This window comes from Arthrobacter sp. UNCCL28, from assembly GCF_900102805.1.
In the GTDB taxonomy this organism is placed as follows: Bacteria; Actinomycetota; Actinomycetes; order Actinomycetales; family Micrococcaceae; genus Arthrobacter; species Arthrobacter nicotinovorans_A.
This window is the reverse complement of sequence record NZ_FMWE01000005.1, coordinates 240,943-255,089: the sequence shown is the minus strand read 5'-3', so window position 1 is coordinate 255,089 and position 14,147 is coordinate 240,943. Positions and strand designations below refer to the sequence as shown.

The window sequence follows — 14,147 nt, the reverse complement described above, 5'->3', positions numbered from 1 at the left end:
GGGGTAACTCTTGATGGGACTTGGGGGTGAAACATGTGATACCGGTACCACAGTGAATCATGATTTGAGGCACCGGGGGAAGAGAGCGGAGAAAATTAGGGGCGGGAAATTTCTATTCGCCGCTGGCGGCCCGCACCGGGCCATCCGACGAGCGGGCTACCAACAGCGAAGGCAGGACGTGCTTCTTTGGGGCAGACGTATCGCCGTCAATCCTGGCAATGAGCTGCTGGGAAGCAACCACTCCCATCTGGCGCATGGGCTGCTGGATCATGGTCAGCGGCGGTTCCATGACGGCAGCCCACGGGCTGTCATCGAACCCGATCAGCGAGACATCCTTGAGCAGGCGCAGGTTTTTGGCGCGCAAGGAGTGCAGCGCCCCCACCGTTGCCTCAGTCTCGGTAGTGAAAATGGCAGTGGGTGGGTCCGCAAGGGCGAGCATTCCACTGACAGCCCGCGTGGCTTGGCCCTCATTCTTCAAAACGTGGGTGATGAGAGCAGTGTCAAAAGGAATCCCGGCCTCCTCGAGCGCGTCGAGGTAACCCCTCAACCGCTCGCCGTCACTCCAGAGCGCTTCGTCCAGAATGCCGTGCATCTGCTTCAAGTCCGTCGCCGGGCTCAGGGTCACCGGCCCCCACGCGAATGCTATGCGCCGATGACCATTCTGAATGAGCGAAGCAACGGCAGACCTCGCGGCCTCCCGGTTATCGATCACCACCGAGTCCGTCTCCAGTTTGTCCACCAGGCGGTCTATAAGAACCACAGGGGTTCCTCGATCAATGGCATTGGACAGATGGGAGACGTCATCACTTCGCCCCGCAGCTGAAGCCACAACGAGGCCATCCACTTGCTTTGCCAGCAAGACCTTGATCGCGTCGCGCTCCAGCTCAAGCTTCTCGTCAGTGCTCAGGATGATGGCATCGTAGCCGGCCGTTTTGGCGGTTTCCGAAATGCCTTTAAGCACTCCCGAGAAGAACGGGTTGGCCACATCAGCCAGCACGATTCCAAGGGTTTTGGTGACCCCCGTGGTCATGCTTCGGGCCAACGTATTCGGCTGATAGCCCAATTTCTCGGCCGCACGCATCACCTTGGCCCGTGTGGCTTCGCTGACCGATCCATAGTTCCCCAGGGTCCGGGCAACCGTCGCCCTGCCCACGCCGGCGGCTGCTGCCACTTCGGTGATGGTCGGGGCAGCCGGGTGGTTCTGATGATCCGTCGCCATCCGGCCCCCTTCAGTTGTGGAATCCGCGTTTGCGGTCTCCTGCGTTGATTTGTCTCTGCATCAGATCCTAGTAGTTACCTGGTCGGCTGGTAGTTACCTGGCCGGCTGGTAGCTACCTCGACTGCACGGCCGTAACCGAAGGCGCCCTCCACATAGCACTGGGCAGCGGCGGACCGCGCACCTCTGGCCAAGGCTTTTTGACACTCCTCAACCGGCGGCCGATTCGATCGACTCCAACCCGAATCCAACAGACTGACCACGAGTCCCGCCAGGAAAGCATCACCGCAACCCATCGTGTCCGCAAACAGCAGCGGATCGGTAGGTGCCGCCGCCTGCGACAGGAAGCGTTCGCCGTCGTACATCATTGCGCCCGACTGGCCGCGCGTCCCCACCGCAAGCGAAACGCCCGCTGCGTGGACGCGTTTAAGGTCACTTTCGACGGCGGCAACGGTCATGTTTCCGCACGACAAAAGTGCAAGGTCCACGTAGGGCGCCGTCTGCGCCAAGTAGGCGTCCGTCCTACGTTCCGGCTCCGATGAGTAGTCGAAACTGACCAGTGTCCCGGCGTTGCGCAGGGCAGGCAACTGGCTTTCGGAAGCGGAGTAGACGCTCGAATGTACCAAGTCGGCCGAGGCCAGGTACCGGAGGTGTTCATCCTCCAGCACGAAAGGATCACTTGTGGTGACGCCACCTTCGTTCCAGCCAAGGAAGACCCTGTCACCGTCGACAACTTTGATTTCAGTAACACCGTTGAGGCCATCGCGGATGACGCACTGACTTGTATCGACGCCTTCTGCAACAATGGCATCGCGGACAAAGGCGCCCAAGGAGTCCGAGCCAAAGACGCCGAGGTAGCCGGATTCAACGCCCATCCGTCGGGCAAAAACCGCAACGTTGACGCAGTTCCCCCCGGGGTACATCACTTTGCGGTCGAGAAAACGGTCCACAATGTTGTCCCCGAAACCGATTACTTTCATGCTCTTCCTGTCTCGAAGCTGCGGGCCCGGGAGGGCCGGGCCCGCAGCGCATTGCCTTAAGCCCCTCCCGGGTGCGGTTCTGGGTTAGTACTCGACCACGCGGTAATAGCGGCGGAGATCCAGGGAGTGGTTGCGGACGCGTTCGAGGTGCTTGCTGAAACGGTCGAGTACCGTGTCCAGGACCAGCGGAGACAGGAGTGCGCGGAACCGCGGGCTAACGCCTGGGAGTTCGTAGGCCTTGCTGTCCAGAAGAGTGGTGTTCTTGTTGTAGTTTTCGGCGAATTTGGCCACACGGTCCATCAGCGGGCGTGTCTCGTCTTCGCCCATGAGCAGCATGAGGCTGGTGTCTTCCTCAATGAGTTCAAGGGATCCGTGGAAGAACTCCGCACCGTGCACGCGGGTGGTCCGGAGCCACTGCATTTCTTCGAGGATGCACATGGAATACAGGTAGGTGAGGCCCCACAGATTCCCGGTGCCCACAAGGAAATGGTAGTCAGCGTCCTTGTTCTTCTCGGCAAACGCTTCAGCCACTGATTCTGCTTGGCGGGCGACGCCGACCAGGCTTTCGGGAACGGACTGCAGTTCTGCTGCCAGTTCCTCATATCCTTCAAATTCCTCCCGCACGGCGAGAAGCCGGGTGCTCAGGAGAATCATGGGGATATCGAACGGCCAGGTTTTGGGTTCGGTAACCAAGGCGACGTCCAGGGCTTTGGCGAACGGGCTGTCACCGAAACCCGTGAAGCCGATGGTGTAGGCGCCCTTGGCCTTAGCGAACTCGATGGCCTCGATAACATCTTCCGTGGTGCCCGAGACTGAGGCGAAGACAGCTACGGAGCCGGGGCCGAATGTGGGATCCTCGGTCAACATCAGCTCTTTGCCGATGGACGTACGGACCGGCAAGGTGGAGCGGGACCGGATGAAGTGCTCGTACGGCAGCATCGCGGCATAGGTTCCACCTGCACCGATAAGGAACAGGTTGGTCATCCCACACTGCTGGATGGAATCAACCACCGATTCGATCTGCCCCTGCAGTGCCAGTGCGCTGCGGGTCTGCGTGAGGAATTCCTCTTCTTTGAAGCCAAGCACGGATGGTCCTTTCGTATGACGACCTGAGACGGTTGAAACAAGTTGATACCGGTATCAAGATGTGGTCATCATGGTGTCATGGGGAATTGGAGGCGTCAATAGCTTGGCTCAGCGAATCGGAGGCAGCGGGATTCGTTGCAGGAATGAGTGGGAGGTGGAAGGTCAGGATTTAGCTCGCTACGACCGCTTCCTTGGTGGAGAATTTTCTTTCCAAGAACAACGCCGCGAACGGCTTCGCCAGTTTCTTCCGCTCGCCGGAGACTCCATTCCCCCTCGGACACCACCCTCGACGCGCTGTTCGCGGTCTATCTTGAGAACTACGAGCAAGCCTGGGCCGCATTTCCCGACGCCGTGCCCGCCCTGTAGCACTTGCGCTCCATCGGTATCCCGGCTGGTGTCATTACCAACGGGAATCACCAGCAGCAAGTCTCCGAGATCAGGAGAATCGGCCTTGAGCGGCTCATTGACAGGGTCTTCAGCTCAGAGCTCACTGGTTTCGCCGAGCCGGACGCAAGGGCCTTCCTGCTACCCTGCCGCAGCATGGATGTGCAGTCGGCAGCGACCCTGAACGTAGGCGACAACTACCTCACCGACGTCGCAGGCGCCCGCAACGCTGGCTTACGAGCAATCCACCTCCGACGTGAAGGGCGCGAGTCTCCAGAATCCATCGACAGTTTGGAGGGCAGTTTGGAAGGAGTGATTAAGCTAACGAGCATCGAGGCGGCCAATTGAGATGCTCGGCATCAAAAGCCGGCGCTTGGGGTGCCCGCTAAAATTCCAAAGGGCTTCGGCCGGAGGCGCGAATGTTAAAGCAAAAAACCCCCGGATAACCGAGGGTTCTAGCTGGTGGCTCCGACCGGCGTCGATCCGGTGACCTTTCGATTTTCAGTCGAACGCTCTACCAACTGAGCTACAGAGCCTAGGTGACATGTCACCTTGAGAACCGAATTTCTTCGGCGCTCAGAGCGACCCTGACGGGACTTGAACCCGCGACCTCCGCCGTGACAGGGCGGCGCGCTAACCAACTGCGCTACAGGGCCTTGCGTTTGCAGTATCTCTACCGCGTTTTTTTCAAGGCTTCTAGCTTACCAGACTTTTTTCATCCGGTTTACCACTTCCTTGCGTACCCCCAACGGGATTCGAACCCGTGCCGCCGCCGTGAAAGGGCGGTGTCCTAGGCCGCTAGACGATGGGGGCCTGAACTCAATTCGGATTTCACAAAACAAAAGCGACGCTTACGCGTTCTTTCCGTGTCTCGCTCGTCCGAACTGGACTCTAAAACTTTAGAGCATAGATGGCGATATTCCCAAATCGAGGATTTGCCGGGCATCTGGACACCTCATCCGATGACCATCGAGGGGTTGGATCCCAACCCTAAGAGACACCCAAAGAGTCGAGAACCCGCCCCTCGCGAGCAGGCTGGAAGACCGGGGAGGGGCGGCCGAGGAATTTTGGCAGGATCTTGCCCTGACGCGTCCGAAAACCGCCAGCCGCGTCGGCCCGGCGGCGGCTAGATTTGGCTCTATGACAACCACCACCCCGGCCGAACCCGGCCAGCCCTCCCCGGACCTGCCCCAGCGCATCACCCCCGCGCCGGGAGCAGCCATCAGCAAACTCGGCATTGCCGCCGTGATCGTCACCGTCGTCCTCTGGGCCTCCGCGTTCGTGGGCATCCGCGCAGTGGGCCCCAGCTTCTCCCCCGGCTCCTTGACGTTGGGACGGTTGGTGGTGGCCGCCGTCGTGCTTGGAATCGTGGTGCTGCCCACCCTGAAGGTCTGGCCACGCGGCCGGGAATGGTTGCCGATCGTTGCGTATGGAGTGATGTGGTTTGGCGGCTACAACGTTGCCTTGAACGCTGCGGAGCACGTGCTCGACGCCGGCACCAGCGCCATGCTCATCAATGTCTCCCCCATCCTGATCGCAATCCTCGCTGGAATCTTCCTCAAGGAGGGTTTCCCGCGGTGGCTCCTGATCGGCAGCGGTGTTGCGTTCTGCGGGGTCGCGATGATCGCGTTGGGCTCCGGCCAGCGCTCGACGGCGGACGTCGCCGGTGTGCTGTTGTGCCTGCTTGCCGCTGTGCTCGCCTCTGTGAGCGCGATCCTGCAGAAACCCGTGCTGAGGAAGTTCACCGCTGGACAGGCGACGTGGTTCGGAATCATGGTGGGGGCAATCTGCTGCCTGCCTTGGACCGGGCAGTTGATTTCCGAGGTCCAGGCGGCACCGCTGCCGGCAACCCTGGGACTGGTGTATCTGGGGATCTTCCCCACAGCCATCGCCTTCACCACGTGGGCGTACGCGCTGTCCCTGATCTCGGCAGGGAAGCTGGCTGCCACCACCTACCTGGTTCCGGGCACCACCATCCTGATTTCCTGGGCTGTCCTTCAGGAAGTCCCCACGATCTGGGGGCTGATCGGCGGCGTGGTGTGCCTGATCGGCGTGGGCCTCACCCGTCGCCGGACCCGCCAGCCGCTCCGTTAGCGGGCCATTCCCACCAGTAGTTCGCGGTGTGTGGGCGGGTTGGCGCCAGGACGTCCGACGGCGATGGATGCCGCCATGGAGGCAATGGTGCCGATCCGCTCCATGACGGTGGGCGCCAGCCCGTCGCTGCCACGCAGCAGCAGGCCCATGATGAGCGCTGCCATGTAGGAGTCTCCGGCACCTATGGTGTCCGCCACCGTGGCCGGGACGGCTGGGACGTTGAGCTGGATGTGCCGGGTGGCCATGAGCGAACCCTGGACGCCTTGGGTGACCACAACCAACCCGGCCCCCAGTGCGAGGAGATGTTTGGCCGTGTCCTCAAGGGCCTTGCCCGGGTACAGCCATCGGGCATCGGTGCCGCTGAGCTTTACGACGTCGGTCAACGGCACGATCTCCTCGAAGAGCGCCAGGGCTTCCTGATGGCTGCCGAGGAGGTCCGCGCGGATGTTGGGATCGTACGTGACCATGCAACCGCCCTGCGCTTGCTCCAGCAGGCTCCGGACAACGCTTGCGCCAGGCTCGAGGAACGTGGCGATGGAGCCCGTGTGCAGGATCCTCGGCGCGTACGGCAGGGCGAGCGGAACCAATTTCCAGTCGATGTCGAAGGTGTAGTCAGCCGAACCGTCGGCAGCTATCCGGGCCGTCGCCGTCGCGGTCTTGCCTGCTGACATGGATCCGGGCAGCAGCACCACTCCGGCGCTGTGCAGATGTGCTGCAATGGCATCGCCACGGGTATCGCGTCCAATGGCCGTCAGCAGGCCCGTTTTGACGTCCAGGCGGCCCAGGCCGAAGGCGACGTTGGCCGGAGAACCGCCGGGGTACTCCACCTGGCCTTCGGAGGACTCCACAATGTCGATCAACGCCTCGCCGACAACGACGACGTCAAGGGGTTCAGGCGCGAGGGAAGAGGTGCCGGTCATGCGGTTCCTGTGTCTGTCGAAGAGGATTGACTTTCAGTATCTCTCATCACACACGGCGCCGATGATGCCTGGGCGGACTAAAGTCGGATTATGCCCGCGAATCTTCCACCCGGCTTGCCCATTGTTCCGGACGGCGAGCGCCCATCATCGCCCCTGCGGGAACGCAACGCGGTCCATAGCCCTGTTGAGCAGACGCCGGTGGACGAGGCCTATGCGGACGGCGTCGCCCGGCCTCTCGACATGTCTGCCGAGGAATTTGAAGAAGCAGTGAGCGATGCCCTCCAGCTGATCCCGCCCAAGGCGGCCAGCGCCATGGACAACGTGGCCATTTTCATTGAAGACGACTACACACCCCAACCGGGTGAAAATCCGGATACCGTGCTGCTGGGCCTTTACGAAGGCGTGCCCCTGACCGAACGCGATTCCTGGTGGGAGGCCGGCTCCCTTCCTGACCGGATCACCATCTTCAGGCAGCCGATTCTGGACATCTGCAGTACGCGTGAAGAAGTCATTGATGAAGTGGCCATCACGGTGGTCCACGAGATCGCACACCACTTCGGGATTGACGACGATCGCTTGCACGAACTCGGCTGGGGCTAGCCTTATAGACATGGGGCACGACCACAACCACTCCCACGGAGTCACAGCAACCGGCAAGCACCGGAAGCGGCTTATTGCCGTCCTCGCCATCACCTTGGGGGTGGTGGGCATCCAGGTGATCGGCGCCGTCGTCTCCGGATCCCTGGCACTGCTGGCAGACGCAGGCCACATGCTCTCGGATGCCGCCGGTGTGTTCATCGCCCTGATGGCGGCCTGGATTGCCACCCGCCCGGCCAGTGACCAACGGACGTACGGATACCAGCGGGCCGAGGTCCTGGCGGCCTTGGCCAATGCGTTGATCCTCATTGTGATCGCTGTAGTGATCATGATCGAGGCGATCCGCCGCTTCGGAGAGTCCCCGGAGATCCATACGGACGTCATGCTGTGGGCGGCCATCCTGGGTGCCGTGGCCAACCTTGTCTCGCTCCTGATCCTGCAGGGCGCACAAAAGGAAAGCCTCAACGTCCGCGGCGCCTACCTTGAAGTCCTTGGCGACCTCCTGGGTTCCATCGCTGTCATCATTGCGGCAATTGTGATCATGACAACCGGTTTCAGTGCTGCGGACCCCATCGCCTCAGTCTTGATCGCGGTGATGATCATCCCCCGCGCCTGGCACTTGCTTCGCGATGTGGTGGACGTCCTCCTGGAAGCCACCCCGAAGGGCGTGGACGTGAACATGATCCGCGAGCACATCCTGGCCGTGGACGGTGTGGTGGAAGCCCACGACATCCATATCTGGACCATCACCTCCGGCGTTCCGGTGTTCTCGGCACACGTTGTGGTGGAGGACGAAGTCCTCAACGCCAGCGGTGCGGACAGCATCCTTGACCAGCTGGGGTCTTGCCTTGGCCGGCACTTCGACACTGAGCATTGCACGTTCCAGTTGGAGCCGGTGAGCCACTCCGAACACGAGTCACACCAGCATGCCTAGCCTGTCACACCAGCACGCCTAGCCTGTCCCGCCAGCGGGACTTTCAACGCTGACCGTCCCGGCGGCCCCGTCCACTGTGACGCGCTGGCCGGTGGCCAGCCGCGACGTAGCATCCGGAACCCCAACAACAGCAGGGATGCCGTACTCCCTGGCCACCACGGCTCCGTGGGAGTTGGGTCCGCCCATCTCCATGACCAGCCCACCGGCCGTGAGGAACAATGGGGTCCAGCCGGGATCAGTTGAGGGTGCGACGAGGATTTCTCCGGGCTCCAGGTGCGCACCAACGGGGTCCATGATGACGCGCGCAGGCGCTGTGACCCGCCCCGCCGACGCCGGACTGCCGGACAAAGTGCCAAGGCGCTGGATACCGGCGTTCCGGGGTGCGGCTTCGGGTTCGGTCCCGTCAGACAAGAGCACACGCGGTATATGCCGCCTCCGCAGTTCTTGCTGGTAGGCTTCCCGGCGCTCAGCGACCAGCCCTTTCAGGTCATCTCCGGCCAATGCTGTCTCGGCTTCATCGAGATCCAGGAAGAAAATGTCCCGGGAATGTTCGATCCGCTGGGCGGCGGCAAGTTCCTCCCCGACAAGGAGCAACTGCTTTCGTGCAGCTGAGAGCCCCAGAACCAGGTTGTACTTGGGTAACTCGCGCAGGCCCGCGAATCTCCGTGTCCGGTCCAATGCCATGCGAACCACGGCCGCGTGCAACGGGCTCTTCAACCGGGCACGGGCGATGAACCGTGCAATCTGTTCATCAGCCTCGTGGGCTGCCCGCGCGAACTGTTGGTCCGGCGCCTCAGCACCTTCGGCCAGCCTCAAATAGTTGGTAACGACGCCGAGAATGTGGGTGGGGTCATCTGACCAGCGAGGCATGCCGAGATCGATCTCGGCCACGGCCCGGTGACCGAACATGGCCAGGAATGAAGTCAATCCCGCCTGGGCAACTGCCGGGAGCTCACCGTTTCGGTACTGCCCGGCCAATTCTGCTGCCGTGGAGCCTGCCATGGAGGCAACGGCGTCGGTGTCCTTCCGAATCCGGGAGGCGAGCTGCCACAAGGCCAGGTCCATCTCCGTGGTGACGTTGTTGGGCAGGCCGCGGATCACAGCCTGCAGTTCCCCCTTGGGAGCCTGGTCTCCCAACAGGCGGCCAACCAAGGCCAGCATGGCGAAGCCGAGCGCGGGCAAGGGCAACACCTGCGGAACCGTGGCGAACAGCTCTTGGCCGAGGATCCGCTGGACGTGGCCGATCCTCTGGTGGGGCGTAGCTTGGGGCGGGACGGCCAAGGCGGCCCGCAGGTCCACTCCGAGCCTCTCCACCCGTTTCATGGCTGAAGCCGGGCGGAACAGTCCACGGAACAGTGACTCCGGGACGCGGTACCTGGCCGCGACGGGAGCTATGTGGCGAATCAGCTTCAAGGGCGTCCTTGACGTCACCCTAAAGCGAGGATCGTCAAAGAGGCCACGTATCAGGGTGGCCGAGCGGGCCTCCATGACGTCGAAAACGCGGGGCACGATCGCACGCCCCACCCTGCTCCGCACTACAGCCGTGAGGTCGAAAAAGATGCGCTGCCCGGCCTCGTAATACGGCGGAGGTCCGGAGCGTGGATCGGGGACGTCGAATGCGGCTGTCCTGGCTACCGAGGAGGCGATGAGCCGGATGCCGGCCAGGCCCATGGGCGTGAGCGGTCTGGTCAGTCCTTGGGCGAGGCTGAAGTTCAGGAAGGCGTGCTCTCCGGGTGCAGGAGGGGTTCGCGTGGTTTGCGGGTACAAGGTAGTGATGGGCCTGGCTTGCGTGAGCCACAGTTTTCCGTCCTGATCGATGGCCCATTCAGCGTCCTGCGAGGCCCCGTAATGGATTTGGACCTTCCGGCCCAAGTCCGCGAGCGCCAAAATCTGAGGATCACTGAGGCAGGGCTGTGGATCCTCCTGCCCATCCCGCCCGGATCCAGTGGCCCGTTCAAGGCGTTCCGTGCCGCCTCCAGGGATTGGCCTGATCTCCACTTGCCTGTCCCCGACGGCCCTTTTCACAATGGCGTTGTGGCGAACGTCAACAACGTACTGATCGGGATTCACGGCCCCGGAAACCACGGCCTCTCCCAGGCCTGGGCTGGCGTCAATCACTGTCTCGTGCCGGTTTCCCGTCACGGGGTTTGCAGTGAACATAACCCCAGCGGTTGCTGAATCCACCATCTCCTGCACCACCACAGCCAGGGTGACCGATGCGTGATCGATCCCGTTGGTGGTCCTGTAGGTCACCGCACGGTCTGTCCACAGCGAAGCCCAGCAGCGGCTCACCGCGTCCAGAACCGACTCCACGCCAACGACATTCAGGAAAGTGTCCTGCTGGCCGGCGAAACTCGCGAAAGCCAGGTCCTCTGCGGTGGCAGAAGACCTGACGGCGACGGGGACGTTGTCTCCCAACTGCCCGTAGGCGGCCCGCACCGCTTCGGAGATCACGGCAGGGACGCCGGCCTCGAGCACCAGCGACCGGGCATCCGCGGCAAGCCCGTTCAGCTGGTCCAGCTGGGAGGCAGAGGTCCCTTTCAAGGCCGCAAAGACCTTATCCAAACCAATAGCGGACAATGCGTAACGGTAAGCCGCGGTGGTCAGGCAGAATCCGGGCGGTACTGGCAGGCCGGCACCGGCCAGCTCACCAAGGTTGGCTCCCTTGCCACCCACCTCCGGGAGCATTGACCCCCGGATTCCGGCGATGTCCAGAATGAACAGGGGCCCGTGCGCGTCTGTGACGTGCCGATCCTGCTGCTGTTCCCCGGTCTCCTGGCCTTCCATGGCGATGCAGGTTCCGCTCCGCTACGCTGCCCCGAGCATGGGGCCGAACTTGTCACGATCAGCAAGTCGTGGGTCTTCACGGTCAGGGACAACCAGCACTGGTCCCTTTGCATGGTGCAGTACGCCGTCCGAGGTGGAACCCAGGAGCATGCCCGCGAAACCACCGCGGCCACGTGTTCCCAGCACCACCAACTCGACGCTGCGGCTTGTTTCCACCAGCACGTCCACCGGAGAGCCGTCCCGGAGGTCAGTCTCAATGGCCAACTGCGGGAAGTGGCTCCTGAGCCACGCCACCCCGGCATCGAGTTGAACCCTGATGTCGGCAAAGAGGGCGTCGCGGTCCAATGGCGCCGGCACCCAGGCCAAAGACCCGCTGTACTGCGGTACGGCGCAAATGACGCGGAGCTTTGCCCCCATACGTTGTGCTTGCTCGGCTGCCTCAAGCACTGCCACACGGGCTTGCTCGGAGCCATCCACACCCACCGCAACCACGTTCTCCACAGTGCGGGACCCGGCTTTGGCGTGCTCGGCTTTGATGTGCTTGTCCTCCGTGTTTTCGCCCAGCCTGTCGGCGCAGTACAAGGGGACAGTAACCGTGGGGCACTTGGCGTGGGCGGGCAACGCACTGCTCACAGAGCCCAAAAGGCGTCCCACAAAGCCACCGCGGCCCCGGCTTCCGGAAACGAGGAGCGCGGCGTCTTCCGAGAGATCCAGCAAAACACCGGCAGCGTCGCCGTTTTCCACGGAAGCGTCGACGTCGATGGCGTAACCCGAAACCTTGTCCATGGCCTGCTTGATGATCGCGTCCGCGCCTTCGCGAATCACCGAATCATCCACGGTTGCGTAGCCACCATCCAGGCCTGACGCGGCAAAGATGGGCACGGAGTAGGCCGTCACGATGTGAAGCGGCAGCTGACGGCGCTCGGCCTCGCGTGCGGCCCAAACCAAGGCACATTGTCCGTGCTCTGAACCGTCCACTCCAACGACAATGCCACCTGGCGCCACTGCCTGGTCCTGGCCGTCCTGTGGCTCTTCAATGTCTCTGCTGTGCTGGTCCATGGGGCCCGCCTTCCACCTGCTGCTTGATGTTCCGGCCATTCTGCCAGAGGTTCTCCGCCACGGATTCCCTCACGGCTTCATTGTCAATGGCCGGGGCAGAAGAAACCTGGTAATTCCTCCTCCCAAGGCCCACTATTCTCGGTCGGCACCGCCGAATCAAGGCGACTTTGGGCTATGTGCATAACGGTCCGGGCTCGGTTGCCACGACCCCATTTTGCGCTGCGGATGAACACCGGAAACACGCGGACGTCCGAGGCTATCCATGGCAGAAAAAGTTCGGTAGTGTTCGAGTCACCGAATGGCCGGCAAACGTGTTCCAAACCACACTCCGGCCATTTATTTGCGGCCGCTTGGGGACTCGGACGCGAGCCCACGCGATGCCGAACGGCACACACGTCAAGGAGGAACCAAGCAGTGTCACTCACGCCTGATTCCGCCACGGAACGCACCACCACCGTGGTCATCGGAGCCGGCCTGTCCGGCTTGGCAGTTGCCAGTGAGCTCAGCCGCTACGGCGTGGGCTCCATAGTGGTGGACGGGTTCGGTGCGTTGTCGGCAACTGGCCCTTCAGTCCACACAGGCATGCTTCAACGCTGTGATGCCGGCGATCCCGCAGCCATGCAGGAACGCAACGAGATCCTCCGCCACCTGCGGAACTACGCCGCCAGCCATCACCTGGACGTCCGCAGCACCACGCGAGCGGTGCGCCTTGATTTCCTGGGCTCGGACCCCTCCCAGCAGATTGGCTACGGCCTGGCTGCGAGTATGACCACTGCCGGCCTCAGGACAGGGCTCCACGCCTCCGGCCCCTTGGAATCCACGCGCCGCCAATGGGCAGTGCACACTGCCAGCGGCGTCCTTTTGGCCGACCACATAGTGGTGACACGCTGTGCCCAGAGCCAGTTGCGCCGCATGCTGGCGGAACTGGGCATAGCGATCGGCCAGAACCTGTCCGCGGCCATGCGGGCTGTCGGAATGCACCTCGTCGGAGTCGGCGAACTCATCACGCCCACACCGAAGGAAGTGCTTCGGCAGGCAAAGGCCGTGGGCCAGACGATCTCATCCAAGGTCGCCCTTGCCGCAGGGCCGGGCATAGCCACCGCTTAGCGGACAAAGGCTCCGGGGCCGCCCCTGAAGCGCCGTTTGGGCGAAGAAGGACCCTCCTGCGCACGGATTCATGACGCGCCCTACCGGCGTCGAACCTGACTCCGAACTTTTACTCACATAACTTAACGCCAAAGGCCGGTGTCCTCGAAGATTGGTTCTTCGAAGACACCGGCCTTTGAACTGAAGCGTGAGGCTTTATGCGCCAGCGCGTACGTAGGTCAGGGGACCCGTAGCAGTCAACCAGCTGATCGGGTGGATACCCGTCTGGTTGCCATTGATGCCACCGCTGATTGCCTGGCCGTTGCCGATGTAGATGGCAACGTGGCCGGACTGGACGATCATGTCACCGGGCTGGGGTGAGCTGACAACCTTGCCGTAGTTCATGAACTGCATGGGACCGAGGTCGCCAACAGGGATGCCTGCGGAACCGAGTGCCCGCTCCACCATGGCGGTGCAGTCCTGCATGATGCCGATCTGGGCGTAGGCCGAGGCGACCATGGCAGCGTTGACGCCACCGACGGCCGGGGCAGCAGCTGCTGCAGGAGCAGGAGCAGCGGCGGCCGGAGCGGCAGCAGCAGCCTTGGCAACAGGAGCCGTTGCAGCTGCGGTGGTGACTGCAGCCTTCTTGGCGACGGGAGCCGGAGCAACCGGAGCCGGCTTTTCGATGACCGGAGCTGCTACGGAAGCAACAGCAGGGCGCTCGAAGTTGACGGTGGCGGTGGCCAGTGCGGTCACAACCTGGGTGGGAGCCTCGGAAACGGTCTCAGCGACCGTGGCGGGGCTGGAGTCCCGCTGAACCGGAGCTTCAGCTGCGTGGGCAGCAATGGAGCCGGTCAGGACAAGGCCAGAGGCTGCTGCGATGACAGCTGCCTGGCGGCCAGCGCCGGAAGCGTTGCTGGCGACTGCCTTGGAGATCGAGATGAACGGATTAGGACGTACGCTGTCCGCCTTACGACGGCCGCGAAGAATGCGTGAAGACATGA

12 protein-coding genes and 3 tRNA genes are annotated in these 14,147 nt (G+C 62.6%); 5 read left to right on the top strand and 10 right to left on the bottom strand.

From position 1 onward, the window contains the following. Window positions 1-112 precede the first annotated feature (112 nt). The 3 genes from BLQ01_RS15595 to BLQ01_RS15585 all read right to left on the bottom strand — a co-directional run bounded on the left by BLQ01_RS15595 (window position 113) and on the right by BLQ01_RS15585 (window position 3,282). Window positions 113-1,219 (bottom strand): LacI family DNA-binding transcriptional regulator, encoded by a 1,107-nt coding sequence (locus BLQ01_RS15595; protein WP_091552714.1) that lies wholly within the window; start codon window positions 1,217-1,219, stop codon window positions 113-115. 74 nt (window positions 1,220-1,293) lie between these two features. Continuing rightward, window positions 1,294-2,196: a PfkB family carbohydrate kinase gene (locus BLQ01_RS15590; protein WP_091552712.1), complete on the bottom strand. Its 903-nt coding sequence runs from the start codon at window positions 2,194-2,196 to the stop codon at window positions 1,294-1,296. Window positions 2,197-2,280: 84 nt separating this feature from the next. Then, window positions 2,281-3,282, bottom strand: a complete 1,002-nt coding sequence (locus BLQ01_RS15585) for an SIS domain-containing protein (protein ID WP_091552710.1) — start codon at window positions 3,280-3,282, stop codon at window positions 2,281-2,283. Window positions 3,283-3,651: 369 nt separating this feature from the next. Between BLQ01_RS15585 and BLQ01_RS22920 the strand changes: the two genes are divergently transcribed. Next, on the top strand, window positions 3,652-4,014 hold the full coding sequence (locus BLQ01_RS22920) for an HAD family hydrolase (RefSeq protein WP_091552708.1): 363 nt from the start codon (window positions 3,652-3,654) through the stop codon (window positions 4,012-4,014). 112 nt (window positions 4,015-4,126) lie between these two features. On the opposite strand, the gene BLQ01_RS15575 is transcribed toward BLQ01_RS22920, so the two are convergent. The 3 genes from BLQ01_RS15575 to BLQ01_RS15565 all read right to left on the bottom strand — a co-directional run bounded on the left by BLQ01_RS15575 (window position 4,127) and on the right by BLQ01_RS15565 (window position 4,479). Further along, window positions 4,127-4,202 (bottom strand) — tRNA-Phe (locus BLQ01_RS15575). 46 nt (window positions 4,203-4,248) lie between these two features. Beyond that, a tRNA-Asp gene (locus BLQ01_RS15570) sits at window positions 4,249-4,322 on the bottom strand. 84 nt (window positions 4,323-4,406) lie between these two features. Further along, window positions 4,407-4,479 (bottom strand) — tRNA-Glu (locus BLQ01_RS15565). A 327-nt stretch (window positions 4,480-4,806) separates the two neighbouring features. Between BLQ01_RS15565 and BLQ01_RS15560 the strand changes: the two genes are divergently transcribed. Continuing rightward, window positions 4,807-5,760 carry a DMT family transporter gene (locus tag BLQ01_RS15560; RefSeq protein ID WP_091552706.1) on the top strand — a complete coding sequence of 318 codons (954 nt, stop codon included), beginning with the start codon at window positions 4,807-4,809 and terminating at the stop codon, window positions 5,758-5,760. Here the strand turns inward: BLQ01_RS15560 and BLQ01_RS15555 are convergent. Further along, on the bottom strand, window positions 5,757-6,680 hold the full coding sequence (locus BLQ01_RS15555) for a carbohydrate kinase family protein (RefSeq protein ID WP_091552704.1): 924 nt from the start codon (window positions 6,678-6,680) through the stop codon (window positions 5,757-5,759). The two genes, BLQ01_RS15560 and BLQ01_RS15555, sit on opposite strands and share 4 nt — an antisense overlap. A gap of 90 nt (window positions 6,681-6,770) precedes the next feature. Between BLQ01_RS15555 and BLQ01_RS15550 the strand changes: the two genes are divergently transcribed. Next, a complete protein-coding gene (locus BLQ01_RS15550) occupies window positions 6,771-7,280 on the top strand; it encodes a metallopeptidase family protein (protein ID WP_091552702.1) in 510 nt (169 codons plus the stop codon). A 10-nt stretch (window positions 7,281-7,290) separates the two neighbouring features. Then, window positions 7,291-8,211 (top strand): cation diffusion facilitator family transporter, encoded by a 921-nt coding sequence (locus tag BLQ01_RS15545; RefSeq protein WP_026542062.1) that lies wholly within the window; start codon window positions 7,291-7,293, stop codon window positions 8,209-8,211. 18 nt (window positions 8,212-8,229) lie between these two features. Here BLQ01_RS15545 and BLQ01_RS15540 read toward each other — a convergent pair whose 3' ends face one another. Both BLQ01_RS15540 and BLQ01_RS15535 read right to left on the bottom strand, forming a co-directional pair. Next, complete coding sequence (locus BLQ01_RS15540) at window positions 8,230-10,998, bottom strand: PEP/pyruvate-binding domain-containing protein (protein ID WP_091552701.1); 2,769 nt, start codon at window positions 10,996-10,998, stop codon at window positions 8,230-8,232. A gap of 21 nt (window positions 10,999-11,019) precedes the next feature. Continuing rightward, window positions 11,020-12,057, bottom strand: coding sequence for a universal stress protein (locus BLQ01_RS15535; RefSeq protein ID WP_026542064.1), 1,038 nt, complete (start codon window positions 12,055-12,057; stop codon window positions 11,020-11,022). A gap of 414 nt (window positions 12,058-12,471) precedes the next feature. On the opposite strand from BLQ01_RS15535, the gene BLQ01_RS15530 reads away from it, so the two are divergent. Then, the gene (locus tag BLQ01_RS15530; protein WP_091552699.1) at window positions 12,472-13,164 is read left to right on the top strand and encodes an NAD(P)/FAD-dependent oxidoreductase; all 693 of its coding nucleotides are present in this window, start codon (window positions 12,472-12,474) and stop codon (window positions 13,162-13,164) included. A 195-nt stretch (window positions 13,165-13,359) separates the two neighbouring features. Here BLQ01_RS15530 and BLQ01_RS15525 read toward each other — a convergent pair whose 3' ends face one another. Next, the gene (locus BLQ01_RS15525) at window positions 13,360-14,145 is read right to left on the bottom strand and encodes an NlpC/P60 family protein (RefSeq protein WP_026542066.1); all 786 of its coding nucleotides are present in this window, start codon (window positions 14,143-14,145) and stop codon (window positions 13,360-13,362) included. Window positions 14,146-14,147 lie beyond the last annotated feature (2 nt).